This window comes from Sphingopyxis sp. (assembly GCF_035998965.1).
GTDB lineage: Bacteria > Pseudomonadota > Alphaproteobacteria > Sphingomonadales > Sphingomonadaceae > Sphingopyxis.
Genome location: NZ_DASYHE010000099.1, coordinates 50,092 through 76,164 on the forward strand (window position 1 = coordinate 50,092; position 26,073 = coordinate 76,164).

At 68.4% G+C, this 26,073-nt stretch carries 31 protein-coding genes; 5 read left to right on the plus strand and 26 right to left on the minus strand.

Features of this window, described 5'->3' with window-relative positions:
- Positions 1-6 precede the first annotated feature (6 nt).
- The 22 genes from VGN68_RS19360 to VGN68_RS19465 all read right to left on the minus strand — a co-directional run bounded on the left by VGN68_RS19360 (position 7) and on the right by VGN68_RS19465 (position 18,127).
- On the minus strand, positions 7-231 hold the full coding sequence (locus VGN68_RS19360; protein WP_047169902.1) for a DUF2274 domain-containing protein: 225 nt from the start codon (positions 229-231) through the stop codon (positions 7-9).
- Positions 228-1,448: a TrbI/VirB10 family protein gene (locus VGN68_RS19365; RefSeq protein WP_327479141.1), complete on the minus strand. Its 1,221-nt coding sequence runs from the start codon at positions 1,446-1,448 to the stop codon at positions 228-230. Before VGN68_RS19365 ends, VGN68_RS19360 begins: the two co-directional genes overlap by 4 nt.
- Positions 1,445-2,461 carry a P-type conjugative transfer protein TrbG gene (gene trbG / locus VGN68_RS19370; protein WP_075150505.1) on the minus strand — a complete coding sequence of 339 codons (1,017 nt, stop codon included), beginning with the start codon at positions 2,459-2,461 and terminating at the stop codon, positions 1,445-1,447. Before trbG ends, VGN68_RS19365 begins: the two co-directional genes overlap by 4 nt.
- Positions 2,458-3,141 carry a conjugal transfer protein TrbF gene (trbF, locus tag VGN68_RS19375; protein WP_075150506.1) on the minus strand — a complete coding sequence of 228 codons (684 nt, stop codon included), beginning with the start codon at positions 3,139-3,141 and terminating at the stop codon, positions 2,458-2,460. The genes trbG and trbF overlap by 4 nt, the downstream gene beginning before the upstream one ends.
- Positions 3,142-3,144: 3 nt before the next feature.
- Positions 3,145-4,455, minus strand: coding sequence for a P-type conjugative transfer protein TrbL (trbL, locus tag VGN68_RS19380; RefSeq protein ID WP_327479145.1), 1,311 nt, complete (start codon positions 4,453-4,455; stop codon positions 3,145-3,147).
- A 1-nt stretch (position 4,456) separates the two neighbouring features.
- Positions 4,457-4,759, minus strand: coding sequence for a putative entry exclusion protein TrbK-alt (gene trbK-alt / locus VGN68_RS19385; RefSeq protein ID WP_327479147.1), 303 nt, complete (start codon positions 4,757-4,759; stop codon positions 4,457-4,459).
- A 5-nt stretch (positions 4,760-4,764) separates the two neighbouring features.
- Positions 4,765-5,523 carry a P-type conjugative transfer protein TrbJ gene (gene trbJ, locus VGN68_RS19390; protein WP_327479149.1) on the minus strand — a complete coding sequence of 253 codons (759 nt, stop codon included), beginning with the start codon at positions 5,521-5,523 and terminating at the stop codon, positions 4,765-4,767.
- A complete protein-coding gene (gene trbE / locus VGN68_RS19395) occupies positions 5,520-8,009 on the minus strand; it encodes a conjugal transfer protein TrbE (RefSeq protein ID WP_327479255.1) in 2,490 nt (829 codons plus the stop codon). The genes trbJ and trbE overlap by 4 nt, the downstream gene beginning before the upstream one ends.
- Positions 8,006-8,287, minus strand: a complete 282-nt coding sequence (locus VGN68_RS19400) for a VirB3 family type IV secretion system protein (protein ID WP_048578621.1) — start codon at positions 8,285-8,287, stop codon at positions 8,006-8,008. The genes trbE and VGN68_RS19400 overlap by 4 nt, the downstream gene beginning before the upstream one ends.
- Complete coding sequence (locus VGN68_RS19405) at positions 8,284-8,619, minus strand: TrbC/VirB2 family protein (protein WP_048578620.1); 336 nt, start codon at positions 8,617-8,619, stop codon at positions 8,284-8,286. The genes VGN68_RS19400 and VGN68_RS19405 overlap by 4 nt, the downstream gene beginning before the upstream one ends.
- Entirely contained in the window at positions 8,616-9,602 is a 987-nt protein-coding gene (gene trbB, locus VGN68_RS19410; protein WP_327479155.1) for a P-type conjugative transfer ATPase TrbB, read from the minus strand. Before trbB ends, VGN68_RS19405 begins: the two co-directional genes overlap by 4 nt.
- Positions 9,603-9,774: 172 nt before the next feature.
- The gene (locus VGN68_RS19415; protein WP_296218645.1) at positions 9,775-10,203 is read right to left on the minus strand and encodes a CopG family transcriptional regulator; all 429 of its coding nucleotides are present in this window, start codon (positions 10,201-10,203) and stop codon (positions 9,775-9,777) included.
- A 9-nt stretch (positions 10,204-10,212) separates the two neighbouring features.
- The gene (locus VGN68_RS19420; protein WP_327479160.1) at positions 10,213-12,186 is read right to left on the minus strand and encodes a conjugal transfer protein TraG; all 1,974 of its coding nucleotides are present in this window, start codon (positions 12,184-12,186) and stop codon (positions 10,213-10,215) included.
- 14 nt (positions 12,187-12,200) lie between these two features.
- A complete protein-coding gene (locus VGN68_RS19425; RefSeq protein WP_327479162.1) occupies positions 12,201-13,958 on the minus strand; it encodes a relaxase/mobilization nuclease domain-containing protein in 1,758 nt (585 codons plus the stop codon).
- 238 nt (positions 13,959-14,196) lie between these two features.
- Positions 14,197-14,874, minus strand: coding sequence for a lytic transglycosylase domain-containing protein (locus VGN68_RS19430; RefSeq protein WP_327479257.1), 678 nt, complete (start codon positions 14,872-14,874; stop codon positions 14,197-14,199).
- 238 nt (positions 14,875-15,112) lie between these two features.
- Positions 15,113-15,448 (minus strand): DUF736 domain-containing protein, encoded by a 336-nt coding sequence (locus VGN68_RS19435; RefSeq protein ID WP_082746359.1) that lies wholly within the window; start codon positions 15,446-15,448, stop codon positions 15,113-15,115.
- Between the two features lie 36 nt (positions 15,449-15,484).
- Entirely contained in the window at positions 15,485-16,030 is a 546-nt protein-coding gene (locus VGN68_RS19440) for a S26 family signal peptidase (protein ID WP_075150513.1), read from the minus strand.
- Positions 16,027-16,533 carry a DUF2840 domain-containing protein gene (locus VGN68_RS19445; protein ID WP_047166810.1) on the minus strand — a complete coding sequence of 169 codons (507 nt, stop codon included), beginning with the start codon at positions 16,531-16,533 and terminating at the stop codon, positions 16,027-16,029. Before VGN68_RS19445 ends, VGN68_RS19440 begins: the two co-directional genes overlap by 4 nt.
- Entirely contained in the window at positions 16,530-16,796 is a 267-nt protein-coding gene (locus VGN68_RS19450; RefSeq protein ID WP_066554494.1) for a helix-turn-helix transcriptional regulator, read from the minus strand. The genes VGN68_RS19445 and VGN68_RS19450 overlap by 4 nt, the downstream gene beginning before the upstream one ends.
- A 130-nt stretch (positions 16,797-16,926) precedes the next feature.
- Positions 16,927-17,595, minus strand: coding sequence for a DUF2285 domain-containing protein (locus VGN68_RS19455; RefSeq protein ID WP_224762084.1), 669 nt, complete (start codon positions 17,593-17,595; stop codon positions 16,927-16,929).
- Positions 17,489-17,710: a transcriptional regulator domain-containing protein gene (locus VGN68_RS19460; RefSeq protein WP_075150514.1), complete on the minus strand. Its 222-nt coding sequence runs from the start codon at positions 17,708-17,710 to the stop codon at positions 17,489-17,491. Before VGN68_RS19460 ends, VGN68_RS19455 begins: the two co-directional genes overlap by 107 nt.
- Positions 17,711-17,854: 144 nt before the next feature.
- Positions 17,855-18,127 (minus strand): DNA -binding domain-containing protein, encoded by a 273-nt coding sequence (locus VGN68_RS19465; RefSeq protein WP_327479184.1) that lies wholly within the window; start codon positions 18,125-18,127, stop codon positions 17,855-17,857.
- Positions 18,128-18,284: 157 nt separating this feature from the next.
- Between VGN68_RS19465 and VGN68_RS19470 the strand changes: the two genes are divergently transcribed.
- Positions 18,285-18,512, plus strand: coding sequence for a helix-turn-helix domain-containing protein (locus VGN68_RS19470; RefSeq protein WP_047166812.1), 228 nt, complete (start codon positions 18,285-18,287; stop codon positions 18,510-18,512).
- Positions 18,513-18,674: 162 nt separating this feature from the next.
- On the opposite strand, the gene VGN68_RS19475 is transcribed toward VGN68_RS19470, so the two are convergent.
- Entirely contained in the window at positions 18,675-19,517 is an 843-nt protein-coding gene (locus VGN68_RS19475) for a DUF932 domain-containing protein (RefSeq protein WP_327479259.1), read from the minus strand.
- Positions 19,518-19,779: 262 nt separating this feature from the next.
- On the opposite strand from VGN68_RS19475, the gene VGN68_RS19480 reads away from it, so the two are divergent.
- Positions 19,780-20,109, plus strand: a complete 330-nt coding sequence (locus VGN68_RS19480) for a hypothetical protein (RefSeq protein ID WP_327479189.1) — start codon at positions 19,780-19,782, stop codon at positions 20,107-20,109.
- Between the two features lie 59 nt (positions 20,110-20,168).
- Here the strand turns inward: VGN68_RS19480 and VGN68_RS19485 are convergent, their stop codons facing one another.
- Together VGN68_RS19485 and soxR are read right to left on the minus strand one after the other, a co-directional pair.
- Positions 20,169-20,468 (minus strand): DUF736 domain-containing protein, encoded by a 300-nt coding sequence (locus VGN68_RS19485; protein ID WP_327479191.1) that lies wholly within the window; start codon positions 20,466-20,468, stop codon positions 20,169-20,171.
- A 302-nt stretch (positions 20,469-20,770) separates the two neighbouring features.
- A complete protein-coding gene (gene soxR, locus VGN68_RS19490; protein WP_047166816.1) occupies positions 20,771-21,232 on the minus strand; it encodes a redox-sensitive transcriptional activator SoxR in 462 nt (153 codons plus the stop codon).
- Positions 21,233-21,323: 91 nt separating this feature from the next.
- Here soxR and VGN68_RS19495 point away from each other — a divergent pair, with 91 nt between their 5' ends.
- Entirely contained in the window at positions 21,324-22,733 is a 1,410-nt protein-coding gene (locus VGN68_RS19495) for an MFS transporter (RefSeq protein WP_327479193.1), read from the plus strand.
- A 98-nt stretch (positions 22,734-22,831) separates the two neighbouring features.
- Here VGN68_RS19495 and VGN68_RS19500 read toward each other — a convergent pair whose 3' ends face one another.
- A complete protein-coding gene (locus VGN68_RS19500) occupies positions 22,832-24,865 on the minus strand; it encodes a ParB/RepB/Spo0J family partition protein (RefSeq protein WP_327479195.1) in 2,034 nt (677 codons plus the stop codon).
- Positions 24,866-25,310: 445 nt separating this feature from the next.
- On the opposite strand from VGN68_RS19500, the gene VGN68_RS19505 reads away from it, so the two are divergent.
- Both VGN68_RS19505 and VGN68_RS19510 read left to right on the plus strand, forming a co-directional pair.
- On the plus strand, positions 25,311-25,580 hold the full coding sequence (locus VGN68_RS19505; protein WP_047166818.1) for a CopG family ribbon-helix-helix protein: 270 nt from the start codon (positions 25,311-25,313) through the stop codon (positions 25,578-25,580).
- On the plus strand, positions 25,577-25,870 hold the full coding sequence (locus tag VGN68_RS19510) for a type II toxin-antitoxin system RelE/ParE family toxin (protein ID WP_075150518.1): 294 nt from the start codon (positions 25,577-25,579) through the stop codon (positions 25,868-25,870). The genes VGN68_RS19505 and VGN68_RS19510 overlap by 4 nt, the downstream gene beginning before the upstream one ends.
- Positions 25,871-26,073 lie beyond the last annotated feature (203 nt).

The window sequence follows — 26,073 nt, forward strand, 5'->3', positions numbered from 1 at the left end:
GCGCGGTTAGTCCTTCGCGCCGCGCCGACCGCGCACAAACCCCCGATCGCTCGCCATGAACCGGCTGACCATCGGCGCGATCAGCTTCTCGGGCGTCACGGCCTCCGCGCCGGTCTCGCTCGCGAGTGCGGCGGCATAAGCCACGAGATCGCGGTGGACGGTGGCGGGTAGCTCAACCGTCAGTTTGACCGGCCGGTCATCGGCCAAGGCTCCCAGCTTCAGTTTCGTCATCGTGTCGCTCCGATAGGTTCAAGCACCAAGTCGCGCGTGATCACCACGCGAAGCGGATGCCCCGGCCGGATGGTGAGCGTGGGCTGCACGTTGAGCTGCCGCCGCACGATCTGCTGGCCAGTCTGATTGACGGTGTCCTGCGATCCCCGGCGCAGCGCGCGGGTCAGGTCGTCTTCGCTGTCTGCGCCCAGCTCTGCGCCGACGTCCAACAGTGTCGAAACGGCGGCGGCCTTGAGCAGATTGCCCCAATGCTGGTTCACGCGGTCCTGTAGGCCCGCGAACCCCACGCCGTCGGCGCCGGGCTGGCGCTCGAGAACGATCGAGCGGCCGTCCGGCATGATGAGCCGATCCCATGCGAGCAGCACGCGCGTCTGCCCGGCGGCGATCTCGCTGTCATACTCGCCGATGAGCCGCGCGCCTTGCGGAATGAGGAGGATGCGCCCCGTGGGGCTGTCATAGACGTTGGCCGTCACTTGGGCCGTGATCTGGCCGGGTAGGTCCGAGCGGACGCCCGTGATGAGCGCAGCCGGGATGATGCTGCCGGCCTGCACGATGTTGGGCGAGGCAGGCGCGGTCAGGCGCTCGACGCTGACCGTGCGCTGGTTGGCCGCCTGTCCCATGAAGGCGCGCTTGCCAGCCTGGTCGCCTTGCGCCGCCTGCTGCGCTAGTTCCTGCGCGGAAGGCCCCGGCAAGCCCGGCGTCGAGACCGGCTCCCCACTCGCCCGCGCGCCGCCGCTGCCAAGGAAGACCGAGCTGGTGCGAGCCGCATCGCGTTCCTGCACCGCGCGCTGCCGAGCGGTTTCCGCCGCCTGTGCGCGGGGATCGGGCGGGCCGGGCTGCGCGCCGATCGGCGGCACGGGCACTTCCTCGCCGCGCTGCTGCGCCGACACGATCGGGCGGCCGAGGTCGCCGGGAAGCGGCGGGCCGAGCCGGGGTGCCTGTGCGTAGTCGCGCGGTCCCGACGTGATGGTCTCTGCCGTGGCGCGGTTGTCGGTGTTGTAGAGTTCCTGCGCAGCTCGATCGCCCGGCGGCCGCAGCGCATAGATCAGCGAACTACCTATGCCGAGCCCGGCGGCGACGCCGACGACGGCGAGCGCCTTGCGCGACAGCCGCATGACGCGGGGTGGATCGCCGCGAAGCTGGAACGCGGTCGGATCGGAGCGGGCCGACTGCGGGGCGGGCCGATCCTCGACGGTCGGATCGTGGCTGTCGGTCACGGCCGCGCCCTCCGTCCGTCATCGCGCACGATGCGGACGCGCTGCTCGGTGCGCCGATCGCCCAGACGCAGCTCGGCAGCGGCGAACAGGCGATCGACCATCATGTAGCGGCCCTGCACGCGATAATTGACCAACTCGGCGTCACCACGCGCGCCGGTCACGAACAGTGGCGGCATCTCGCCCTGCGAGATTCCGGCCGGAAACTCGATGAACACTTGCCGCCCGTCGTCGAAGGCGCGGGCTGGCGTCCACGGCACGCGGTCGCCTTCGATCCGGTAGCGGAAATTGAGCGCCATCACGTCCACGCCGGTCGCGGCCGGCATGGCAGCGGCGGCAGCGGCGTTACGGCCTTGCAAGGCGATGAGCTGGTCCTGCGGATAGGTCCAGGACACGGACGCCATGTAGGTAGCGGGCGTGGCGCGCAGCTCCAGATGATAGGTGCGCCGGTCGGTGTTGATGACGAGGTTGGTGGCAAGGTCCGGCCGCGTGGGTTTCACCAAGATATGTACGCGCGCGGTCGCGCCGCTGCCGCTCACCGTGTCGCCGATGATCCACCGCACCGTGTCGCCGGCCGCAACCGGCCCCGGCCCCACGAGTTGCTCACCTTCCTGCAAGGTAATGTCCGTGATCTGGCCGGGCGCAGTATAGACTTGATAGAGTGCGCCTTCGGTCCACGGATATTGCTGGATGGCGTTGAGGAAGCCGTCGCGCACCGGCTGGATGCGCGCGGCGTCGTTGGCGTCGCCGACCCGGCGGCGCGGATCGGCGGGCTCCGCCTGCCGCGGACCCTCCGCCACCGGCTTCAACTGGCCGGGCAGCGGCAACGGCTCGGGAATTGTGACGATCTCGACCGCGCGGGGCGGCTCGGCCGCGGGCGTCGCCACGATCGCCGGGGGCGGATCGTCCCAAGCGATCATGGGCGGCCTGGCCGACGTGGTGGCGCAGCTTGCGAGCGCGGATGCGGAGACGAACAGCGCGGCAGTGGCCGCGCGGCGGATGGGTATGCCGGTCATTGCGACAGCTCCTTCGACCAGTTGAGGGCGTTGACGAAGACGCCGAGCGGATTCTTGCGCAGGGCGTCGGGGGTGCGCGGCGGCTGGACGACGATCGTGAGGATCGCGGACCAGCGTTCGGTGGCGGCAAGGCTGCCGTCTTGATAGCGGCGCTCGATCCAGGCGATGCGGAAGCTGTCGGGCGAGGCGCGGATGACGCTCGACACCTCCACCGCGACCTGCACCCTTCCGACATTGGCGAACGGGTCGTTGGCCCGCGCATATTCGTTGAGCGCGAGCGCACCGCGATCCGTCGTGAAGTCGTATGCCCTGAGCCAGTTCTGACGGACGATGACCGGATCGGCGGGGATCGCGCGGACCTGCTCGATGAAGCGGGCGAGGTGGAACGCGATCTGCGGATCGGTCGGGCGGTAGCCGGCTTCGGCCGGCGCAACCGCTTGGGCCTCGCCCAACCGATCGACTTGAACGACCCAGGGGACGATATGGCCGCGCGTCGATTGCCAGACGAGTCCGCCGGCCAGACCGCCCGAGAGCGCCAGCGTGCCGAAGAAGGCGAGCCGCCAGTTCTTCGCCTGCACGCGCGCCGAGCCGATGCGGTCGTCCCACGCCTGCGCCGCGCGCTGATAGGGTGTGGCCGGCTCGGGCGTCTGGCCGTAGCGGATGCTCGGTCGCTTGAACATGGATCAATCCTTCTGGCTGGTGTCGACGGACGCGCCACTGCCGCCGCCATCGCCGGAGCGCAGCGTGTGGGCGGCGATGGTCGCGCCGTGGGTCATGGTCTGCCGGTTCTTCATCGCGGTCGCCCAGGCGGGCGCGCCGGCCGGTGCGTCTGGCGACGGCGCGGAGCTGCCGCCCGAAATCGTCCCGCCGGTGGCGGTGACGGCGGCGCGGCCGCCCGAGCGATAGCTGTCCTTGAGCGAAGCGGCCGCCTTGCGGAGCGGCGACATGACCGCACCGGCCGCCGCCTGGCCCACACCGGCAGCACCGCCGGCGACCGCAGCCCCGCCGGTCTTGCCGGCGGAGCCGAGCGCATAGGCGCTGTTGGCAGCGCCCGAAGTGAAGGCGGCGCCTCGCGCGGCGCCGCCGACCGCGCCCGCCGCCGCGCCGACACCAAGCCGGGCGGCGGCAGCGCCGCCGGCCAGCGCACCGCCGGCTGCGAGCACGGTTCCCGCTGCCGCCCCTGCGCCGAGCGCTGGGCCGCCCGAGACGATGCCATTGGCGATCGACGGGCCGAAGATGCCAAGGCCGAGAAGGCACAGCGAGGCGAGCGCGACGGCCAGCGCGTCCTCGATGCTCGGCTGCGCGCCGCCGAACCCGGCGCGGAACTCGTCGAACAAGGTCGAGCCGATGCCGACGATAACGGCGAGCACGAGCACCTTGATGCCCGACGAGATCACCAACCCCAATACGCGCTCGGCCATGAAGGCGGTTTTGCCGAACAGGCCGAACGGGATGAGGACGAAGCCGCAGAGCGTCGCCAGCTTGAACTCGATTAGCGTCACGAAGAGCTGGATCGCCAGAATGAAGAAGGCGAGGATAACCAGCAGCCAAGCGATCAGCAGCACCGCGATCTGGATGAAGTTCTCGAAGAACGCGACCCAGCCCATCAAGTCTGAAATGGATTCTAGGATCGGCTGACCCGCCTCCAGGCCGACTTGGGCGACGCGGCCTGGCTGGAGCAGTTCGGCCGCCGTAAAGCCGGTGCCCGACGCTTTGAGGCCGAGCCCTGCGAAGCTCTCGAAGACGATGCGTGCCAGGCTGTTCCAGTTGCCGATGATGTAGGCGAAGACACCGACAAACAGCGTCTTCTTGACAAGGCGCGCGATGATGTCGTCGCCTTCGCCCCACGTCCAGAACAGCGCGGCCAAGGTCACGTCGACGACGATCAGGGTGGTGGCGATGAACGCCACCTCGCCGCCGAGCAGGCCGAACCCGCTGTCGATATAGCGGGTGAAGACATCCAGAAAGCGATCGACGACGCCGGTGCCGCCCATATCAATTCTCCTGCGGGGTAGCGCCATCGGCGATGCGGGCGGCGGGACGCGCGCCGGGCGCGAGGAACCGACGACGGTTCTCGGCCCAGGCGTGCAGGCAATCAGGGTCGCTCGCCCCGGCCGCGCCGATCGACTGGCAGCGGCGCAGCTCGATCAACAGCGGGTCCGTCGCCGATTTCTCGGCGACGGCCGCCGGCCCCTCGCGCGGGGGTTCGGGCACTCGGCTCATCTCGATCGCCGTCATCGTGATGGCGATGGCGATGAAGATGACGGCGCCGATGCGCGCGATGAGCTTTCTGTCCATGACGATCAGTCGTGGAACATGCGGGCGTTGCCCGGCTGATAGCCGGTGGACCGCGTCAGGAAGCGGCGGAGCCGTTCGCGGCTTTCGGCTTCGACGGCCGCGTTGCGCGCCGAGTCCAGCGCCTGCGCCCGGCCCTGCGCGGCGAGCAGCGCCGTCAGGTCCGCGAGCTGCTGCGATTGCAGCGCGAGAAGCTGGTTGCCCGCCTGCGCGGCCTGAAGCGCGCCTGTCGCCGACTGGCTTGATGTGACCAGGCCGTCCATCGTCGTGCGCGCGCCGTCGATATTGCCGACGACGCCGGCCTGAACGCGAAGCGCGTCCTCGAACGCGCCGACGCTATCCTCCAACCGCGCGTTGGCGTTGGCGACCATCTGCGCGTGGGTGCCGGTGAGCGCCGCGCCCTTGTAGCGGCCGTTGAAGACCTGCTGGACGTTCTGCACGTCGTAGGCGATGCGCTGCGCCTCGCCGAGAAGCTGCTGGGTGCGCTGCACCTGCTGCTGCAACTGCTGGAGCGAGTTGAACGGCAGCGACGCCAGATTGCGCGCCTCGTTGATGAGGCTGGTCGCCTGCTGCTGGATTTGCTGGATCTGGTTGTTGATCTGCTGGAGCGACCGAGCGGCCGTCAGCACGTTCTGCGCATAGTTGGTCGGGTCATAGACGATCCCGCCGAACTGAGCGTGAGCCGGCGTGGCGGCGGTGATGCCGATCATGCTCGACGTGGCGATGGCGCCGGCCAGCATGGCACGGTGCAGCATATTGGGTTTCATGGGGTCATGTCCTTCAAGGCAAGGGGGAGCTGGCCGGCATCTTCCCGGCGACCGGCCAGCGGATCGGATTGAGGTTCGGGAAGAAGATCGACCGCCCAAGCCAGACCGCGATGGCGCAGCCACTCGGCGGCGAAGTGCTCGCGGCCGTGGGCATCGACCAACTCGGCGATGCGGAGCTGATCGGTCTTGGAAGAAGCGGCGGCGAAGGCCAGCGCGACCTCGCCCAGTCCCAGCTCGAACAGCCGGTTGCCGCGCCTCGACTGGCAGTAATAGTCGCGCTTGGGCGTCGCCCGGCTCAGGATTTCGATTTGGCGGGCGTTGAGGCCGAACCGCTCGTAGATGGCGGCGATCTGCGGCTCGGCCCCGCGCTCGTTCGGCAGGAAGATGCGCGTCGGGCAGCTTTCGATGATGGCCGGCGCGATGCTCGACGTCTCGATGTCGGCGAGGCTCTGCGTGGCGAACACGACGCTGGCGTTCTTCTTGCGCAGCGTCTTGAGCCATTCGCGGAGCTGCGCAGCGAAGTCCGGGCTGTCTAGGACCAGCCAGCCCTCGTCGATGATGATGAGCGTCGGCGAGCCGTCCAGCCGGTCTTCGATCCGGTGGAACAGGTAAGACAGGACGGCTGCTGCCGATCCGGCGCCGACCAAGCCCTCGGTCTCGAAGGCCTGAACCGACGCCACGCCAAGACGCTCGGCCTCGGCGTCGAGCAGCCGGCCCCACGGCCCGCCTAGGCAATAGGATGCGAGCGCCTGCTTGAGCTGCTGGCTCTGGAGCAGCACGGCGAGCCCGGTCAGCGTGCGTTCCGTGACGGGCGCGCTGGCAAGCGAGCCGAGTGCCGACCACAGATGCTCCTTGGCCTGCGGATCGACCGCGACGCCCTCGGACGCGAGGATCGCCGCCAGCCATTCGGCCGCCCAGGCGCGCTCGGCCGGATCGTCGATCCGTGCCAGCGGCTGGAGCTGCACGCCGTCGCCGGCCTCGTCGGCAAGCATCCCGCCCAAGTCCTGCCAGTCGCCGCCCATGCCGATCGCGGCGGCGTGGATGCTTCCGCCGAAGTCGAAGGCGAAGACCTGGCCGTTCTCGTAGCGACGGAACTGCATCGCCATGAGGGCAAGCAGTACCGACTTGCCGGCGCCGGTCGGCCCGACGATCAGCGTGTGGCCGACATCGCCGACGTGAAGGGAAAACCGGAACGGGGTCGAGCCTTCGGTCTTGCCGTAGAGCAAGGGGGGAGCACCGAAATGCTCGTCCCGTTCCGGCCCCGCCCATACTGCTGACAGGGGGATCAGGTGGGCGAGATTGATAGTGGAAATCGGGGGCTGGCGGACATTGGCGTAGGTGTGACCGGGGAGGCTCCCCAGCCATGCCTCGATCGCGTTCATGCCCTCGGGGATGACGGTAAAGTCGCGGCCTTGGATGACCTTCTCGACCAGCCGCAGCTTTTCCGCCGCAATGGCTGGATCGCGGTCCCACACCGTCACCGTCGCGGTGACATAGGCCATGCCGGCATAGTCGGCGCCCAGCTCCTGCAGGGCGATGTCGGCGTCGGCGGCCTTGTTCGATGCGTCGCTGTCCATCAGGACAGACGCCTCGTTGGTCATCACCTCTTTCAGGATTGCCATGACGCTCTTGCGCTTGGCGAACCACTGGCGACGGATGCGGCTCAGAAGCTTGGTCGCGTCGGTCTTATCGAGCATGATCGCGCGGGTCGCCCAGCGATACTCGAAGGCGAGCCGATTCAGCTCGTCGAGCAGGCCGGGGAAGGTCACGCTCGGGAAGCCGACGATGGTGAGCGTGCGAAGATGTTGGTCGCCAAGCTTCGGTTCGAGCCCGCCGGTCAGCGGCTCGTCGGCCAAGAGCACGTCGAGGTGCATCGGCGTTTCCGGCACGCGGACGCTCTGGCGGCGCGTCGAAACCGTGCTGTGCAGATAGGTGAGCATCTCGGCGTCATCGAGCCAGCGGATCTCGGGCACGAAGCCTTCGACCAGGTTGAGCACCCGGTCGCTGCGGTCGGTGAAGCCCTTGAGCAGTTCCCACGGATCGACGCCGGATGTGGAGCGGCCCTCGTAGAGCCAGCCTTCGGCGCGCGCCGCTTCCTCGGCGGGCGGCATCCACAAGAGCGTCAGGAAGTAGCGGCTCTCGAAATGCGCGCCTTCCTCGCGGAACTGTTCGCGGCGCTCGAACTCGACCAGCGACGAAACGGGATCGGGAAACTCTGATTCCGGGTAGTCGAGCGCGGGCGTGCGCTGGGCCTCGACGAAGATCGCCCACCCGGAGCCGAGCCGGCGCAGCGAATTGTTCAGCCGCGCGGTCGTGGCGACCAGCTCGGCGGGCGTCGCGCTGTCGAGATCGGGGCCGCGGAACTTCGCGGTGCGCTGGAACGAGCCGTCCTTGTTCAGCACGACACCTTCGCCGACCAGCGCGGCCCAGGGCAGGAAGTCGGCCAGGTGCGCCGCCTTGTTGCGGTATTCGCTGAGGCTCATCATGGCCGCATCCATGTCGGGTAGCGGAGGTGGCGTCGGGCCACGTCCACGAATTGCGGGTCGCGGCGGGCGGCCCACACGGAAAGCCCGTGGCCGACGGCCCAGATAACCAGGCCGGCGATCCACAGGCGCAGGCCGAGGCCGATCGCGCCCGCCAGCGTCCCGTTGACGATGGCGAGCGAGCGTGGCGCGCCGCCGAGCAATATCTGCTCGGTCAGCGCCCGGTGGACCGGCGCGAAATAGCCCGCGATCGGTTCGCCATGATCGGCCGCGCCGTTCATGCGATCAGCGCTCCGCCGCCGAACGAGAAGAACGACAAGAAGAAGCTCGACGCGGCGAAAGCGATCGATAGGCCGAACACGATCTGGATCAGCCGGCGCGAGCCGCCCGACGTGTCGCCGAACGCCAGCGTCAGGCCGGTCACGATGATGATGATGACAGCGATGATCTTCGCCACTGGCCCTTCGATGCTTTCGAGGATCGACTGGAGCGGGGCTTCCCATGGCATCGACGAGCCGCCGGCATGGGCCGGAACGGCGAAGGTCAGCGCGATCACGCTGGCGGTGGCGGTAAGCATGGCGCGGCGCGCGCCATGCCGAAGGGCATGGATCATGGCAGGTCTCCGGGTTGGGGGGTGGTGAGCGGTGCGAGGCGGTAGTCGCCGGTCGTGGGGTCGAGCCCTTCGACGCGGGCCAACTCGGTCAGGCGGCGTCCGTGCGCGTCGCGGACCAGCACGGCGATCAGATCGATCGTCTCGGCGATCAGCGCGCGCGGGACCGTGACGACGGCCTCTTGGATGAGCTGCTCCATTCGGCGCAGCGCGCCGAGCGCAGTGCCGGCGTGGATCGTGCCGACGCCGCCAGGGTGGCCGGTGCCCCAGGCTTTGATGAGGTCGAGCGCCTCGGCGCCGCGAACCTCGCCGATGGGGATGCGGTCTGGGCGCAGGCGCAGCGACGAGCGCACCAGCTCGGACAGCGACACCACGCCGTCCTTGGTCCGCATGGCGACAAGGTTCGGCGCGGCGCATTGCAGCTCGCGCGTGTCTTCGATCAGGACGATGCGGTCGGTGGTCTTGGCGACTTCCGCCAGCAGCGCATTGACCAGCGTGGTCTTGCCCGCGCCGGTGCCGCCAGCGACGAGGATGTTGGCGCGGGTCTCGACGCCGTGGCGCAACGCCTCGGCTTCGGCCGCCAACATGATGCCGGCGCGCGCATAGTCGTCGAGCGTGAACACGGCGACGGCGGGCTTGCGGATGGCGAAGGCGGGCGCGGCGACGATGGGCGGCAGCAGTCCCTCGAACCGCTCGCCTCCCTCCGGCAGCTCGGCTGAGACGCGCGGGCTTCGCCCGTGAACCTCGACGCCGACATCATGGGCGACCAGACGAACGATGCGCTCGCCGTCGGCGGCGCTCAGCGTCTCGCCGCTGTCGCTGACGCCCTCGCCGAGCCGGTCGAGCCACAGACGGCCGTCCGGGTTCAACATCACCTCGATCACAGCCGGGTCGTCGAGCCAGCCCGCGATCGACGGCCCGAGCGCGGTGCGCAGCATCCGCGCGCCGCGTGATTTCGCCTCGGTTCGGATCGGGTGGATGGTCAACGACTGGCCCCTGCAAAGGACCGGGCGAACCGCCGCCCGGCTTTCGGGGCACATCAAGAGACGCAGGAATACTCGTCTCGCAACAGCTACTTGCCGGCGTAGTAGAGGGGGCGGCAGATACGGTGCCGGGGGCGGAAGCGGCTTTCCGCTACATCATGATCGGCGTGGCAATTCAGTCCGACTCGGGTGATGTTGAACGTGGCCAGACATCTTCCGGTATCTCGTCCATCAAGGTCTTGCCGCTGGCGAAGCGCCGGCCGAGCGTCTCGATGAAGCCCTCATAGCGTTTCCGCCCCTTCACCTGTGCCGCCGCCTGATCCTCATCAGGAAGCGGCGGCGTCACGGCCAACCAGAACCGGACGAACAGGCTCAGCGCCTCGGTGGTCAAGCCGGTGTTGCGCTCAAGTCGCTGGACCTGACGCGACAAGCGATCAAGCCGCCGGGCAAACGCCGCCTCCATCCGGTCGGCGCCGTCTGGCGAGAGGTAGGACGCCACGGCGGCCTCGACGATCGCCGAGCGCGAGATGCGGCGGCGGATCGCCAGCTCGTCCACCTGCTTGGCGAGCGCGGGCGGGAAATAGACGTTGAGCCGGGTTCGCATGACGGCCTCCTACAAGTCGATGCCGTCGCCCGGATCGAGCGACGCTTGCCGTGCGAGTCCCTGCATCCGGCGGCGCACGGCCGCCTGCCGGGCCGCGTCGTCCTGCTCGTCCTCCACGATCGCGAACTCCTGCGCGGGCGGGGCCGTCGTTTCCGGCGCGATGGCGACATGCTCCGGCAGCTCGGGCTCGCGGCGCAGCCCACCATTGGCGGCGTCCTCGGCATCGCGAACGATGCGCGCGATTTGCTTCGGATCGGCGGATGCCTGCCGCCCGGTCCAGTCATCGGGCCTCACCCCGGCCGCCTCCGGCGCGGGCGCGGACGCGATCCGCTCAGCCAGGCGGCGATCCTGATAGTAGCGCGCCTTCTTCGCGCGGATCGGATGAACGCCCGCGACCATGACGATCTCGTCGTCGGGTGGGAGCTGCATCACCTCGCCGGGGGTGAGGAGCTGGCGGGCGGTCTCGGACCGCGACACCATCAAATGCCCGAGCCACGGCGACAGGCGATGTCCGGCGTAGTTCTTCATCGCCCGCATCTCGGTGGCGGTGCCGAGCGCGTCCGACACGCGCTTGGCGGTGCGCTCGTCGTTGGTGGCGAAGCTCACGCGGACATGGCAGTTGTCGAGAATTGCGTTGTTGGGGCCGTAAGCCTTCTCAATCTGATTGAGCGACTGCGCGATCAGGAACGCCTTCAATCCGTAGCCCGCCATGAACGCCAGGGCGGACTCGAAGAAGTCGAGGCGGCCGAGCGCGGGGAACTCGTCGAGCATCAAGAGCACGCGGTGGCGGTTGCCCTTCGGCGTCAGTTCCTCGGTCAGCCGGCGCCCGATCTGGTTGAGGATGAGGCGGATCAGCGGTTTGGTGCGCGAGATGTCGCTGGGCGGCACGACCAGATACAGCGTCGCCGGCCGATCGCCCTCGACCAGATCCGATATGCGCCACTGGCAGGCTCGCGTGACCTGCGCCACGACTGGATCGCGGTATAGGCCGAGGAACGACATGGCCGTGCTGAGCACTCCCGATCGCTCGTTGTCAGACTTGTTCAGCAGCTCGCGTGCGGCGCTGGCGACGACGGGATGCACGCCCGCTTCGCCGAGGTGCGGCGTCGCCATCATCGCGGCCAGCGTCTGCTCGATGGTGCGCGCCGGGTCGGAGAGGAATCCGGCGACGCCGGCCAAGGTCTTGTCCGCCTGGGCATAGAGGACGTGGAGGATCGCGCCGACCAGCAGCGAGTGCGATGTTTTCTCCCAATGGTTTCGACGCTCCAGCGACCCTTCGGGATCGACCAGCACGTCCGCGACATTCTGCACGTCGCGCACCTCCCATTGGCCGCGCCGCACCTCCAGCAACGGGTTGTAGGCCGCCGACGCCGCGTTGGTCGGATCGAACAACAGCACGCGACCGTGCCGCGCTCGGAAACCGGCGGTGAGCGTCCAGTTCTCGCCCTTGATGTCGTGGACGATCGCCGACGCCGGCCAGGTCAGTAGCGAAGGGACGACCAGGCCAACGCCCTTGCCGCTTCGGGTTGGCGCGAAGCACAGCACATGCTCGGGGCCGTCATGGCGGAGATAGTCGCGAGCGAGTCTTCCGAGCACGACGCCGTTCGGCCCGAGCAGCCCGGCCGCGCGCACCTCTCGCTCGCTCGCCCAGCGAGCCGAGCCGTAGGTCTCGGCGTTCTTCAGCTCGCGCGCGCGCCACACCGACATGCCGATGGCGACCGCGATCGACGCGAACCCGCCGGACGCAGCGATATAGGCGCCCGTCAGGAATATGCGGGGCGCATAGGCGTCGAAGCTGAACCACCACCAAAAGAAAGCGGGCGGCGCATAAACCCGCCAGCCGAACGCCTCGAACCAAGGTGGCCCCAGCTCGGGCTGATAGGCGAGCGCGGCGGCGGTCCATTGTGTCGCGCCCCACACCCCGGCGAGCACGATCAGGAACACGATGATGATCTGGCCCCAAAGGATTTTGGTCGCGGACATGAAGGTCTCCTGATTCAGATGCCAAGGTCGCGCTTGCGGCCCAGCGTCCAGTCGATGCCGCCGCCAGCTCGGACGACGCCGGACACCTGACGGCCGAGTTGCTGTTCGAGGGTGCTGGCCCAAGGCACGAGCCGGAAGCCGAGGCCGTCGTCGATCATGGCGAAGCGGCCGGATGCGAGCGCAAGGCGCTGGCGCACGACGCCGGCGATCTTCTCGCCGGAGCCGGCAAGCCGATAGGCAAGCCCGGTCTCGCCCGCGATCTTCGCGCCAACCGCGTCCAGCTCGCGCTTGCGGAGCGTGTCGAGCATCCCGCGCTCGAACACCGTCCGCTCGCCGAACCTGCGCGCCAGCCCTTCCTTGACGAGATGGTCGGTGCGCGCATCCATCGCGCGGCGCACCTCCGCGCCAAACCCGCCGTCCGCGACGCTGGCGCCACGCTCGATCAACCGATGGTCCAGCCAGGTCGCGCCGGGCGCCTTTATCTGCGCGGCGAGGTCGAGGTCAGACCGCGTGGCGAGCACCAGCGTCGGCTTCTCCTCGCCGGCCCGCCCGATCGCGCGCAGCTCGACGATGCCGCCGAGCTTGGGGCTGTGCTCCAGCGCCTCGATGCCGCGCAGTCGGACATGGTGGGTGCGACCGTCCGTGCCGTCGATCACCGCATAGGCCGTGCCGGTCAGTTCGTCGTGCAACCCCTTGTCGATCAGCCGGCCGGCGATCGGCTTCTCGGGCGCGCCGCTGACGACGGCGTAGCTGTCGAGCGGCCGGTCCTGCCCCCGTCGTTCCAGCGCCGCGCCGATCGTGCGGATGATGTCGCCGCGCGCGCCCAGCTCGCGCAGCTTCGCCGCCGCGCCTTCCGCCACCGCCCATTGGCCGGCATCTCCCTCGACCGCGAGCCCCATCGTCTCCAGATGCTGCAAGCGCCCGACCATCAAACGGCGGAGCCGCGGATCGTCCGGGCCGGGGCGCTCGGGGCGCAGGTCGATCACGCCCAGCTCGTCGGCAGAACGCTGGATCTCGGTATCGAGCCGGGTCCAGCGTTCCGCCGTCACCTCACGGTCGAGCGCGCGCTGCACCTCATTTTCGGGCTTCGGCCCCAACTCGGCGAACGCCAGGTCTTGCGCGCGCGAGCGAAGATTGTGGCTGATGTAGTCGCGGGAGATAACGAGATCGGCGCCCTGATCGGTAACGCCGCGCACGAGCAAGTGGACGTGCGGATTGTCGGTGTTCCAGTGATCGACCGCAACCCAATCGAGCCGCGTCCCCAAGTCCGCCTCCATCTGCCGCATCAGGTCGCGCGTGTATTCACGCAGGTCGGTCAGGTCGGCGGCATCCTCCGGCGACACGATGACCCGGAAATGGTGCCGGTCATCCTTGCACCGCTCGGTGAAACCGCGATCGTCGGCGTTGTCCTCGGCCGCATCGAACATGCGCGTCGGCGAGCCGTCGCGGGTGACGCCTTCACGCTTCAAATAGGCGACGTGCGCGGACAGCGGCGCCATTCGCCGGCCGCCCCGGCTGCGCGTGGTAACGGGCAGCATCTTGACCATGACGCGCCGGCCCGAGCCAAACAGACGGCTGCGCGCGAATGCCGTGCGGCCCCGGCCGAAAGTGGACGGGCTGCCACGACGCGATGCTCCGCCGCTGCGCCGGCCGCCGCTGTGGATCGCGGCGACGCGCAGCACCTCGGCGACCAGGCCGCGGGCATTGCGGCCCTGCGCCTTGCTGCGCTTGACCTTGCCTGGCCGGACGCGGAACTCGCTGTCGTCGCTCACGGCCGGGCCGCTTTCGGCCGAAAATGGCCTATGGTGCCGTTCGGCGCGTTGATATTGCTGACTTTTCCCTTCCGCGCGGCACGCGCGTCGACTGACGCCCCCGCGTGAAGCCACGGAAAAGCCTCGGCTTTTCGTCTGAACGGGGTGCGGCTTATATCTTGCCCTCGTCTGTCCCTGCCGTTTTCCTCCTCCCCAGCGCCATTGCTGCTTCGGACGGAGGATGGGGCTCCCGCGCGGATCATCGCGGTCGGCCCGCGCGGACGCGGGGCACGAACAGCGTGTCGCGCGGCTCATTAGCGGACGGCTCAGCCGCGCGAACGTCGCCGGACGTCGGTCGGTCGGTCGGTGGTTCGGATGCGGCTACTTCGCCGCCCGACTCCCCGGCGACAGTTTCCGAAGCGGCGCTAGCGGTGCGGACGAACAGCGCCGCACGACGCCATGCGAACGGATCAGGCGTAGCATTCGCCGCCACCTCCACCGCGCCTGATACGCCCGTAATCGGTGCGAGCTGGTCGAGATATCCGACCGTTTCCGGAGGCAGAGGACGGCCGCGAGACACGAAGTCGTCGTAGCGGCCCGGTCCCGCATTATAGGCCGCCAGCATCGCGCTCGCGTTGCCGTAGCGGTCGTGCATCTCGCGCAGATAAGCGGCACCCGCCATGATGTTGTCGCGCACGTCGAACGGATCGGGGCCGAGGCCGTAACGGGTGCGCAGGCCCGCCCAGGTCGCGGGCATGATCTGCATCAAGCCCGTCGCCCCGGCGCGCGACACGGCGCGGGCATTGCCGCCGCTCTCGACGCGCATCACCGCCCATATCCACGCCTCGGGGATGCCGAACCGCCGCGCGGCCGAGGCGACATGAGCGGCGTATGGATGCACAAGCGCCGATCGAGCGACCGGCATTTCCTGCGCCATCGCCGGGGCCGGCGCGACGCCGCCGGACAGCAGGACGACGGCGAGCACCACTGCCGATCCGACTCCGCTCCGTCGCCAGCCTGCCGGCGTGCTCGCTGCGGTCAAGGGTGCGCGCAAAGCGCCGGCCTTCGGCCGCCCTCGACCTTCGCTGCGCGCCCCGGCCGGCCTGCGACCGAGCGGGACGAAGGGATGAGAAGGCTTTCCCGCGAACAAAGGGATGATGATCGGCCGCACGGGATCAGTCCTGCTCGCGCGACTTCGGCTGGCGGTTCCAGCGCAGCGACCAAGCCGACTTGTCGGCGGCGTTCTGGAACAGCGCGGCGCGGATCGGCTGCGCAAACGCGGGATCGTCGATGCGCAGCGAGACATAATCCCCGGCGCGCTCGCCGCTCTCGTTCCAGCCGGCGCCGATCTCCGGGCCTTCGCCGCCGTCGCCGCGGTGAACGCGCCAGTCCGGCGCCTTGTCGGCGTCGCTCTGCTCAGCCGGAACGATCGAGATACGGATGTCGAGGGTCGCCGTCTCGATGATGCCTTCGTAGCCTTTGGCGGTGCGGAAGAAGCTGCCGATCTGCATGATGATCTCCTTTGAGTTGGCAGGCGGTGAAGCGGATCAGCGCCAGACGAGCGGCGCGGTCGGGGAGTCGCGGGTGAGGATCGGGACGGCGCGGCCGAGCACGGTCGAGGCCGGCAGCGGCCCGAAATAGCGGCCGTCCATGCTGTCGGCGTGGTCGGGGTTGAGCATCAGCAGCTCGCCGGCGCGCAGCGTGCGGCAGCCCTGCCAGACCGGAAGCGGACGGCCCATGCCGTCATGCTGCAAGGCGACGACGACGGGCCGCCCATCGACGCTCACCACTGCGTTGATGCGGCAAACGATCTGCCCCGGCCGGGCCGCGACATGCTTCAACAGCGGCACGCGCTCGCCGAGATAGCCGCGCTCCGCCAGCCAGCGCGCCAGCGGCGCGGGCGGCGTCACGGCGACCAGCGTGCCATGCGGCGGATCGGGCAACGGTTCGATCCGGTAGAGCCCGATCGGCGCGCTCGCGCTGGCGTTCCAGACGACGCGCGGGAGCGGATCGAACACCGCCACGGCGAGGAACGACGCGCCGAACAGCGAGGCGGCGGAGGCCGTCGCAATGGCCCATCTGCGGCGGGTCATCGCTCGATCTCCTGGCGTTTGAGCCAGGCGCGATGGCGCTCCATCGTATAGGGGCGCGGCGGTTGTCCGGCTGCGATGCGGTTGTGGACGTGCCGCCAATGATCCGGCGCGGCGTCGCACGGATCGACGCCAGCCGCCTCGGTCGCGTCGATCGCGGCGAGCACTTGGCTGACCTTGGGCCAGCCTTCGATCTTGAGCAGGATCTCGCCGCCTGGCCGCACGAACGGGAGCGTCGTGAACGGCTCGCCTGCACCGACCGCGCGCACGATGTCGATGCGCGAACTGACCGTGCCGTAGTCGTTCGCCGCCCAGCGGACGAACGCGAAGATCGCGCCTAGCCGGAAGCGGACGATGCGGCGGCGGCGATCAACGATCTCGTCCACGGCGACGCGGCCGAACCTGATCCAGTGCTCGATCCGCTTCTCGATCCAGGTCAGCTCGACGCGGGTCATGCCGTCTTCGGACGGCTGGCGGTGCCGCATGGGTGACGGCGGGACGGTCATCGCCGGCTCCGGGCGATAGCGGAATCCGCGCGCGGCATGAGGTCGTCTTGCCCCGGATCGGAGGTCGAGTGCTTGATGCCGATGTCTGCCCAGGCGCGCAGGTCATCGACCGAATAGACGACGCGGCCGCCAATCCGGCGGTAGGCCGGGCCGGTGCCGAAATAGCGGTGCTTCTCCAGGGTGCGCCCCGAGAGGCCGAGAAAGCGCGCGGCTTCCGGCGTGCGCAGGAAGCGGGGCGGCAGATTGGAGGGCGTATCGGACAAGTGACGGCTCCTGCGGGCGGTGGCGGCAGGAGGCGTAATTGTCAGAACCGAGGCGGCCGGGTGGGGTATGAAGATGTGCGGCTGCACGGATGCGACCACCCCCTAGAAGGTGTCGCTGGGGGGAATCGGATCAACGGATGCGGAGCAGTTTGCGGTAGTCGCCGTTCATCATGGCGATGCCGTCGCGGACCAAGCGCACCACGAAAGAGCGCGACGCCGACATTTTCCAGTCGCTCGCGGATAGCCGGGCGGCGTCGTCGCGGCCCAAGGCGGTCGCGATCTCGCGATAAGTTGCGCCCTCATCGCGCAGGTCGAGCGCGCGGAGCATCAGGTCGAGCCGCGCCAGCCGATAGGCGGTGAGCGGCCAGCCGCGCGGTAGCGGCCCGGCCGCCCGGCCGAGCAGGCGACGGTGGAAACGCAACAGGCTGGCGATGCGGGTAATGAAATCCTTGTCGAGCGGAATGACGGCAGCGAGCGGGCGGCCAGGCTGCGAATCACGCAGCCACAGCCGATGCTCGCCGGCCGCATCGGCGACGACAACATGCCGTCCATCGATCCCGGCTAGGTCGGCGAGCAGCGCGCCGAGCGCGCGCGGATCGACCGGAGCGGCGGTCTCGAATCCATCCGGCGCGGCGTCGAGAATGACCGTGACGGCGGTCAGCTCCGGGCGCCAGACGACCGGGTCTGAAAGGTCATCCGGCGCAGTGGCGAAAGGATAACCCCCAGCGCCGCGCGAACGCCGTCTCGGCGGCGTCCTTGACGACGGCGCCGTCCGCGATGCGTTGCTGCATCTGCGCATGTTCGGCGCGATACGTGTGGTTTCGCCGCAAAAACTCGGCGGCTATATCGGCGCGACCAAGCGCGTCGGACAGATTGCCGCCGCGTCGCTCGCGCCGGCGCTGGGGCGTCGGCATGGCATCCTCCCAACCGCACTAAGGGCGGATTGCGGGGGACGAACATCTCCGGCTCGACCGACGCACGATAGCGCCAAGGTTGCGCTCAACCGTGCCGCGCGCGCTGCGACGAAAGCAATGAATCGATACCAAAATGGATTAAACTTAACGCCTTAGCGGGCGCTCGCAGCCGAGCAGATGCGCGTAACCAACCGCCGTCATCCACCGCGCGCGCGCAAGGTGGCTATCGTGCATCGCCTTGGCTCGTTGCGGCTCGGCGGCTGGGTCTACGCCGAGGATCGCGGTCGCCGCCTCGCGCCAGTCCGCTCCTACTTCGTCCGCATCGAGGAGCCGCAAATAGACATTGAGATGGCTTTCGTCATAGGCCGTGAGCTGCGATACCTCCGGCGCGCGATCAGCGAATTGGCTGGTGCTCATGGTGTCCCCGTTAACCAGTCTAGCTCAAAAAACAGAACCGGATATGCGCAAGCCTTGCATCGCTAGATGCACATCCCGCAGCGGCGGATAGTGCGATTTAGCCAATACAACTGATATGGGATAAACCGGATGAGATGTAGCGTCCAGCTTCGCGCGCATGGATATGCGCCGCCTAGTGGGATTGAACTTCGCCAAGCTGAGGAAGGATAAGGGCTTTACCCAGGAGCGCTTTGCCGAGACGTCCGGTTTTACCCAACAATATGTCAGCGATTTGGAGCGCGGCCTGCGCAATCCAACGGTCGTCACCTTGTTTCACTTGGCCTCCGCGCTTGGTGTCACGCCCGCCGATCTTATCGCCCAACTCGATCCCTCCGAAACCGACTAGCTTCGCAAAACTTGAGCGCGAGCCGGGCGCCAGCCCGGCGAGCGCGCCGTTGCGGCCGCGCGGACCTTGGGACGCGCGGCCGCCGCCGATCCGACGCAGCGGATCGGCGCGAAAATGGCAAAGCCGCAGGGCCGGAAACTCCGGCCCTGCGGTAATTATGGGTCAGGCCGCTTTGAGGCGCTGCATCCCTTCGGCCAGCGTCCAGAGCGCGCGGTTGAGCGTCACATTCTGGTCGATGCCATTGATCGCGCGGGTCTGCGCGCGGCGGATACGGCCCTCGGCGTTGCGCTTACGGCCCTGCAACCCGCCACGAACGACATTCTCCTGAATGACGTTGAAGGTGGTCCACAGGCTGCGGTCCACATCCTCGCGGCGGCGCGGCTCGATGATCTGCTCGGGCCGAACCGGGCTTTCGTCGTCGCCATAGCGCGCAACAAGGCTAACCTCGCCAAGCAAGCGCTGCTCATCCGGCGAAAGCTGGATCGCCTTCATCGATTCGCTGGCGTCGATCAGCCGGGGGAAGTCCTCCGCGACCGTGCAAACGCCCTCGATGATGTCATGCTCGATATTGCCTTTGTGCGGCACGCGGACCTCCTCGAACCGCTCACCGGCAATCATGCTGTTGGTGCAGACGAACCGCAGCATTCCGGCGAACATCTGATAGGCGCTGGTCCCGTCATGGCTGTTGACGATGATGACTTCGGCGGCCTCCGGCTTGCCGATGCCGTCATCCCTGCGCAGGCGAAGCATATGCTTGGCGTGGCCGTGGCGGCTGCCGTCGCGGGGGACGGACTGGACGGCGAAGAACGGGAACCATCCTTCCCGGCGCAGCCCCTCCACGATGTCGATGGTCGGAACATAGACGTAGCGATCTGAACGGCTGTCGTGCGCCTCGCGCGCGAAGATGGACGGGACGTGGCGATACAGCGCCTCGTTGTCGAGCGGCTCCCGGCCGCTGATCTGGTGGGCGTTGCGGCCGAACCGGGTGGCAAGCTGATAGTGCATTTTGGCCTCCTTGGGCTTGGGTTTCCGCGCAGCGGAGCGCCGCGCTGAAACCCTGCCCGTCGGCGAGACCGGGGGTGCAAACGGAAAGCAGCTTCGCGGGGAACCGGCTGCACGGAACGCGCTCGCGCGTGGAGGAAGCTGGGCGGAAGCCGCTTGTAGTGCGCCGGGGGCAGAGCCCCAAGCACCGCGTCGCCTGCGGCGCCAGCAAACAACGCTTGCCATTTGTTCCTGTTTTGATCCAAACCGCCAACAAGGAGTCGGTATGAGCATCACCATAACAGGACAGCCCGGCCAGCGCATCGCGGTCGGGGGCGACATCACAAAGACGCTGCGCGTTCCCTATGACGAGGTGGAGGAGCGTTTCCTGTTGGCGGCGAGCGACGGTTCGCTGATCGAAGGCCGCCTCGAAGCCGAAAAAGATCGCTTCGACTTCCGGGTCGTGGTGGACGGCGCGGGGATCTCGCGCGTTGGTCACGGCGAGCTGACGCTGGACTGGCGCGTCGAATGGGTGACAATCGCACCCTATGACGCCGGCGCGCTGCCGGAGCGCAGCCCAATGCCGCTGCCGCTATTCGATTCGCTGTCTGGTTAGTTGCCCTATTCAACGCGAGAGGCGCCCCCGCTCCGGTGGAGCGGGGGCGCCGTATGGGGTCAGCGGGACCAGATGAGCGCGTATTCTCCGCCGGTCTCCGTTTCGGTTAGGGTGGCGTAGATCGGAGCCGGGAATGTCGGGTCGTCGAACTTGACCGAGATGTAGTCGCGGTTCTCGCGGCTGGTCTTCTTCCACCCCGCGCCGCACTCGACCGTGCCGACCGTCAGCCGGTAGTCGGGCGCCTTGTCGCCGTCCATGTCGATCGGCCGGAGCGTCGCCTTGAGCTTGAGGGTCGCGGTGGTGATGGTGCCGTTGAAGTTGCCGTTGTCGGCTTTGGTGAAGGTGCCGATGGTCGCCATGTCGAAGTTCCTTTCGCTTTCGGGCCACGACCGCCGCGGCCTCGATGGCGATCGGTGAAGCGGGGACGATCGGACGCGCACCGCTTGCGGCCGAAGCGCAGCGGAGGATGGCGACGCGCGGCTTTTTTGCTTCGCGATGCAAAGCCGAAGGCGGCGGAAAAAAGGCCGCGCGGCGGCGTTGCGCCAGGCCGAGCGAGGCGAAGCCGGCCCCGGTTAGATCAAGCCAATCGAGAGGCCGCGCGGTCGCGCCGATGCGGGATGGATCGTCATGCGAACTGCGGCACCACCCGGTCGCTAGCGGCTCATCGACCCGAGGGCTCCAGTAGCACCGCGCCGGCTCCCGTTTCCGAGAGTCGATCGCCGGGATTGCGCAACGGGCAGTCGCTCAGCGATAGGCAGCCGCAGCCGATACAGCCGTCCAGTTCGTCGCGAAGCTGCGTGAGCGCGCGGATCCGCGCGTCGAGTTCGGCCCGCCAGGCCGATGACAGCGCACCCCAGTCCTGTGCGGTCAACGTGCGGCCGGCTGGCACGGCAGCGAACGCGGCGCGGATGTCGGCGAGTCCGATACCGGCGCGCTGCGCGACGCGGATGACCGCAATTCGGCGCAGCACGTCGCGCGTGTAGCGGCGCTGATTACCGCCGCTGCGCCAGCCTTCGATCAGCCCTTTGGCCTCGTAGAAATGCACGGTCGAGATCGCGACGCCGCTGCGTCGCGCGACCTCGCCGACGCTGAGCGCCCTGGTCGTGTCGATCCGCTGCGTCATAAGGGGCTTGACCTCAACAATGGTTGAGGTTTTATCAGAGATGTCGGCCGTCAATCAAGCCCGCGGCGAGTCCCGCCGGAAAGGAGCCGATATGGACATCACCGAACCTGGGCCCGCACCCGTAGCCCGGTGGGCCGACCTACTGTCAGGCCGCAACGGCGTTCGCTCGCTGGCGCTGGCGGGCGGCGTCGCGCTACACGCTGTCAACGTCTACATCGCCACCACCATTCTCCCCTCGGTCGTGCGCGACATCGGGGGTCTCGACTATTACGCCTGGAACACGACGCTGTTCGTCGTCGCCTCGATCCTTGGCTCGGCGACCTCGGCGCGGCTGCTCGGCGCGGCCGGGCCGCGCGGCGCTTACGTCGCCGCCGCTGCGCTGTTCGCGCTCGGCACACTAACATGCGCCGCCGCGCCGTCGATGCCGGTGCTGCTCGGCGGGCGGATCGTCCAGGGGCTGGGCGGCGGATTCCTGTTCGCGCTGTCCTACGCGATGATCCGGCTGGTGTTCGCCGAAGGACTGTGGCCGCGCGCGATGGCGCTGGTCTCGGGAATGTGGGGCGTCGCCACGCTCGTCGGTCCCGCGGTCGGCGGGGTGTTCGCCGAGCTCGATGCGTGGCGCGGGGCGTTCTGGTCGCTGCTGCCGGTGGTCGCGCTGTTCGCGTTCCTCGCGCTAGCGGTCCTGCCCCGGCGCAGTGGCGATTCGAACGACCGCACGGCGACGCCGACGACTCAGCTCGTGCTTTTGACCGCGGCGGTGCTCGCCGTATCTGCGGGCAGCGTCTCGAACGTCCTGGCGTGGAACGTCGCCGGGATTGTCGCCGCGCTGATCGCCGCCGGCGCGCTGATCGTGGTTGAAGCCAAGGCCCGCCACCGGCTGCTGCCGCGCGGGGCGTTCCGGCTGGGTGCGCCGCTCGGCGCGCTCTATGCGACGATGGCGCTGCTCGCGGTCGCGGTGACCTCGACCGAAATCTTCGTGCCGCTGTTCCTCCAGGTTCTGCACGCGCAGACGCCGCTCACCGCCGGCTATCTCGCCGCGCTGATGGCAGCGGGCTGGACGCTGGGATCGATCGCGAGTTCCGGCGCGGGCGAGCATGGCGCGCGCCGCGCGGTCCAGGCTGCGCCGATCATCGCGCTGATCGGGATGGCGGCGCTGACGGGGCTCGTGCCCCGGCCGAGCGATGGCGCCTGGAATGTGCTCGCCCCAATCGCGGTAGCGCTGGCGGCAGTCGGGTTCGGGGTCGGCCTGGGCTGGCCGCATCTCCTGACCCGCGTGCTCAAGGTCGCGCCCGACGACGAGCGGGATCTGGCCTCGGCCTCGATCACCACCGTGCAACTGTTCGCCACCGCGATCGGCGCGGCGCTCGCGGGCATGGTCGCCAATCTCGGCGGCCTGACCGACCCGGGCGGGGTCGCGGGCACGTCCGCAGCGGCATTCTGGCTGTTAGCGGTGTTCGCGCTAGCCCCGTTCGCTGCGCTCAAGACCGTGGCGACGCGATAAGGCAGAGGCGGCCGCGCCCCTTACGGGCGCGGCCGCAAATTTTTCTGGTCAAAGCGCGAAAAGGCCGGGACCGCTCGCGCGGCCCCGGCCCGCTGCCGCTATTCAGCAGCGACGGCGTAGGCGTCCTCGTCCGCGTCCTGCGGCTTAATCGCTTCGCCCTCGGTGGGCTGTTCGCCCTCCGGCTGCGGCGTCCGCAGCACGGCGGGAAGCCAGCCGGTCCCGGCCAGGAGCTGTTCGGCGGCTCGCGCCATGTCCGGCTTCTTCATGTCCGCGATACGGCGAGCGGCGTCCTCCGACACGCCCTCCGCGACGGCCTCCACGATATGCGCCTTGGTGACGCGGCCAAAGTAGCTGTCCACGGTAGGCGTCCAGTCCTTCGCCACGTCCAGCGCCAGCGCGCTCGCCAGCCTGTCCGCCGTTTGCAGCGTCCGGGGCTTGCGGTCCCACGGCAGCCGCAGGGCGTTGACGGTGCGGGACGCGCAATGCGCCAGCAGCGCCAGCCGCTTCTCGTCGTCCAACGCGACGATGAAGCCCCACAGGTCCGCCACGTCGCGCGGCATACGCTCGGCCCATGCCTCGCGCTGCTCACCCGCCCGCGCCGCCAAGGGGGTGTCCTCGATGCTGTCAGCGTGGCTCCCCAAGGGGGTCACGGTCGGACGCACCTCAAGGCAACCCGCCTCGGCATAGCTGTAGAACAGTTGCGCGGTGAGCGTGTGGGTGAGCGCGACCAACGCCATATCGATCTGGTCGGCCAAGGCGACGCGCAGCGCCAGCGTCCGATAGGCGGACAGGTCGCGGGTGAGGCTGTCGGAAATCGGCTTGCCGGGTTCCTCGTCCCCCTCGACATCCTGCACGTCCTCGTCGCCGTCCTCCGGCTGCTCGTCCTCCACGGTCTGCGGAGGGAGCGCATCGCCTTCGGCCTCCGGTTCGGGCTGCGGGTCCGCCAACGCCTCATCCTCAAGACGGACGAAACCGCGCTCGACCCTGACACTGCCGTCATGGTGAAGCACCACGAACGCGCCGCCGTGGGCGATCACGTGGGCGTCGTAGGCGGAACGCTTCTCGGAAATGGCGTCGATCTCATCGGACACCGCCTCCAGTCTCGCCGCCACGTCCTCCGGCATTTCGTCATAGGACGAATAGCCTTCGGCAAGCTCGTCATGCTCAGTGGACAGCGCCTCCAGCCGCGCCTCGTCCTCGTCGGACAGCGGAACCGACTGCGGATAGAAGCGCCGCATACCGTGGGCGTGGGGGTAGTCGATATGGGCCTCGGCCCATTTCCAGCCCTCGGCCTGAATTTCCTCGGCAACCCCCTGCAACTTCTCGGCGGCGAGCGTGTCGAGCAAGCCCGCATCCTCGAAGAACCCGCCCCGGTCTTCGCTGAACAGGTCGCGGATGATGTTGCCGCCCGCCTCGACATAGGCGTCGGCCCCGACGAACAGCGCGCGCCGGTCGGTCGCCGGAACATTGCTCGCGGTCATGTCGCGCCGGATGATCCACGGCTCGCGGTTGTGATGCAGGCCCGCGAACACCTGCTCCTGCCGGGCATGGTCCTCGGTGATTGCGAACGCCATAAGCTGATCGAGCGTAAGCCCGTCCTCCCGATAGACCTGCAAGAGCTTGGGCGAGACAGCGCCAAGGCGAAGCCGCTGCTTCACCACCGCCGCCGTCTTGCCGAACCGCGCGCCGATTTCCTCCGCTCCCCAACCCTTGCCGTCCGCAAGCTCGCGGAACCGCTCGAACTCGTCGGCGGGGTGCATGTTGGTCCGGGTTACGTTCTCGTCGAGACTGATTTCGGACGGGTCGTTGGCGGTATCGAGCCAGCAACGCACCGGCTCGGACTTCTTGATCTGCTTGCGCTTGGCGCGCAGCAGCATCGCCAGCCTGCGGCCTTCGCCAGCGGTAACGAGATAGTAGCCGGTCGGCGTCCCGTCCTCCTTGATCTCCGGCTCCACGACAAGGTTCTGGATCAGCCCCTTGTGCTGGATCGAAGCGGCCAGCGCCTCGATAGCGGCTTCCCCGTGCGACACCTTGCGGGCATTGCGGGGGGACTTCTTGAGCTTGGCGAGGGGCACGAAAATCTCGACGCCCGACACAGGCTCGGCGGCTACGGTTTCGGTAACAGCGTTCATCACACTTCTCCTAAAAACCGCACTCACCCCGGAATGGGGTGGGCGGCGAAAAAGCGGATCGGCAGGCCCGCCGACGGAGCCGGGCGGCACCCTCCGGGCCGGAACATCGTGGAGGACGCGCGTGCGCGTTGCCGCCCGGCGCGGCGGGCCTAGAGAGAAGCGTCGCCCACCCCACCGACGGGGAGAGAAACAAACAATGCGATCGGGACGGCGTAGCCCTGGCCCGATCTCCGTACTCTCGAACAACTGCAATCCGCCCGGCGGATTGGCTTATCGGCGCGCCAGCGCCCGCTCGCCATGCTGATCGTCACCCGGTAGGGCCGAGACCCATTGGGGCTCGGTCGGAGCGCAGCGAAGATAGAGCGGCGGTCCCGTAGGGAGGCACCAACTTGCTTCCCATCGCCTTTTCGATTATATTTTAATCACACTGATAGAGAGTGCTACTATGGCCACAGACACTAAGGTTTTGACGGCGCACGTCCCCATCGGACTGGCGGAAAAGGTCGAGGCGATGGCCTTGCGGCTCGAACGCTCGCGCGGCTGGGTGATGAAACAGGCGCTCGCCGCCTGGGTCGATCAGGAAGAGGAGCGTCATCGGATGACGCTCGAAGCCTTGGCGGATGTGGACGCGGGGCGGGTGATCGACCATCAAGCGATACAGGCTTGGGCTGACAGCCTCGGCACCGACACGCCGTTGCCGCCGCCGTCAGCATGAGGATCAAGTGGACCGGCAGGGCGTCCTCAGATCTCGTGCGACTACACGAGCACCTGCGCCCGGTTGCTCCAGAAGCTGCGGCGCGGATCGTGCAGCAACTCGCACGCGCGCCGGATCGGCTGCTCGACTATCCCCGGATCGGCGAGAAGCTGGAAGCCTACGAGCCGCGCGAGGTCCGGCGGATCATCGTCGGCAACTACGAGCTGCGCTACGAAATCGCAGACGCAACGATCTTCATTCTACGCCTCTGGCACTGCCGCGAGAACCGCAGCTTCGAGTCGGAAGACTGACCATGCCGACTGATGCACATCGGTTGATCCTGCCGCACGCCGCCCTCGGCTCCTATCTGCGCTACGCCGACGTTGCGGCTTTGCGCGCGGGGCGGGTGGACGGCACCTTGTCGGAATGGCCGCGCCTCGCAAGCTCCGTCGCCGAACCCCACGCCGTCTCCGGCAATGCCCGGACGATCTACTCGACTATGCCGAAATGGCGT

Excerpts from the sequence above, each read along its gene's own strand:
- trbL (WP_327479145.1), bottom strand. The coding sequence starts at position 4,455 with ATGGGCGGCACCGGCGTCGTCGATCGCTTTCTGGATGTCTTCACCCGC.
- VGN68_RS19470 (WP_047166812.1), top strand. The coding sequence starts at position 18,285 with ATGGATATGCGCCGCCTAGTGGGATTGAACTTCGCCAAGCTGAGGAAG.
- soxR (WP_047166816.1), bottom strand. The coding sequence starts at position 21,232 with ATGACGCAGCGGATCGACACGACCAGGGCGCTCAGCGTCGGCGAGGTC.
- VGN68_RS19360 (WP_047169902.1), bottom strand. The coding sequence starts at position 231 with ATGACGAAACTGAAGCTGGGAGCCTTGGCCGATGACCGGCCGGTCAAA.
- trbJ (WP_327479149.1), bottom strand. The coding sequence starts at position 5,523 with ATGAAACCCAATATGCTGCACCGTGCCATGCTGGCCGGCGCCATCGCC.
- VGN68_RS19475 (WP_327479259.1), bottom strand. The coding sequence starts at position 19,517 with ATGCACTATCAGCTTGCCACCCGGTTCGGCCGCAACGCCCACCAGATC.
- trbE (WP_327479255.1), bottom strand. The coding sequence starts at position 8,009 with ATGATGAGCCTCAGCGAATACCGCAACAAGGCGGCGCACCTGGCCGAC.
- VGN68_RS19500 (WP_327479195.1), bottom strand. The coding sequence starts at position 24,865 with ATGAACGCTGTTACCGAAACCGTAGCCGCCGAGCCTGTGTCGGGCGTC.
- VGN68_RS19485 (WP_327479191.1), bottom strand. The coding sequence starts at position 20,468 with ATGGCGACCATCGGCACCTTCACCAAAGCCGACAACGGCAACTTCAAC.
- trbG (WP_075150505.1), bottom strand. The coding sequence starts at position 2,461 with ATGACCGGCATACCCATCCGCCGCGCGGCCACTGCCGCGCTGTTCGTC.
- VGN68_RS19465 (WP_327479184.1), bottom strand. The coding sequence starts at position 18,127 with ATGAGCACCAGCCAATTCGCTGATCGCGCGCCGGAGGTATCGCAGCTC.
- VGN68_RS19460 (WP_075150514.1), bottom strand. The coding sequence starts at position 17,710 with ATGCCGACGCCCCAGCGCCGGCGCGAGCGACGCGGCGGCAATCTGTCC.
- VGN68_RS19445 (WP_047166810.1), bottom strand. The coding sequence starts at position 16,533 with ATGACCGTCCCGCCGTCACCCATGCGGCACCGCCAGCCGTCCGAAGAC.
- VGN68_RS19415 (WP_296218645.1), bottom strand. The coding sequence starts at position 10,203 with ATGCGAACCCGGCTCAACGTCTATTTCCCGCCCGCGCTCGCCAAGCAG.
- VGN68_RS19510 (WP_075150518.1), top strand. The coding sequence starts at position 25,577 with ATGAGGATCAAGTGGACCGGCAGGGCGTCCTCAGATCTCGTGCGACTA.
- VGN68_RS19505 (WP_047166818.1), top strand. The coding sequence starts at position 25,311 with ATGGCCACAGACACTAAGGTTTTGACGGCGCACGTCCCCATCGGACTG.
- VGN68_RS19400 (WP_048578621.1), bottom strand. The coding sequence starts at position 8,287 with ATGAACGGCGCGGCCGATCATGGCGAACCGATCGCGGGCTATTTCGCG.
- VGN68_RS19455 (WP_224762084.1), bottom strand. The coding sequence starts at position 17,595 with ATGCGCAGATGCAGCAACGCATCGCGGACGGCGCCGTCGTCAAGGACG.
- VGN68_RS19435 (WP_082746359.1), bottom strand. The coding sequence starts at position 15,448 with ATGCAGATCGGCAGCTTCTTCCGCACCGCCAAAGGCTACGAAGGCATC.
- VGN68_RS19440 (WP_075150513.1), bottom strand. The coding sequence starts at position 16,030 with ATGACCCGCCGCAGATGGGCCATTGCGACGGCCTCCGCCGCCTCGCTG.
- trbF (WP_075150506.1), bottom strand. The coding sequence starts at position 3,141 with ATGTTCAAGCGACCGAGCATCCGCTACGGCCAGACGCCCGAGCCGGCC.
- VGN68_RS19480 (WP_327479189.1), top strand. The coding sequence starts at position 19,780 with ATGAGCATCACCATAACAGGACAGCCCGGCCAGCGCATCGCGGTCGGG.
- VGN68_RS19430 (WP_327479257.1), bottom strand. The coding sequence starts at position 14,874 with ATGGCGCAGGAAATGCCGGTCGCTCGATCGGCGCTTGTGCATCCATAC.
- VGN68_RS19495 (WP_327479193.1), top strand. The coding sequence starts at position 21,324 with ATGGACATCACCGAACCTGGGCCCGCACCCGTAGCCCGGTGGGCCGAC.
- trbK-alt (WP_327479147.1), bottom strand. The coding sequence starts at position 4,759 with ATGGACAGAAAGCTCATCGCGCGCATCGGCGCCGTCATCTTCATCGCC.
- VGN68_RS19420 (WP_327479160.1), bottom strand. The coding sequence starts at position 12,186 with ATGTCCGCGACCAAAATCCTTTGGGGCCAGATCATCATCGTGTTCCTG.
- VGN68_RS19405 (WP_048578620.1), bottom strand. The coding sequence starts at position 8,619 with ATGATCCATGCCCTTCGGCATGGCGCGCGCCGCGCCATGCTTACCGCC.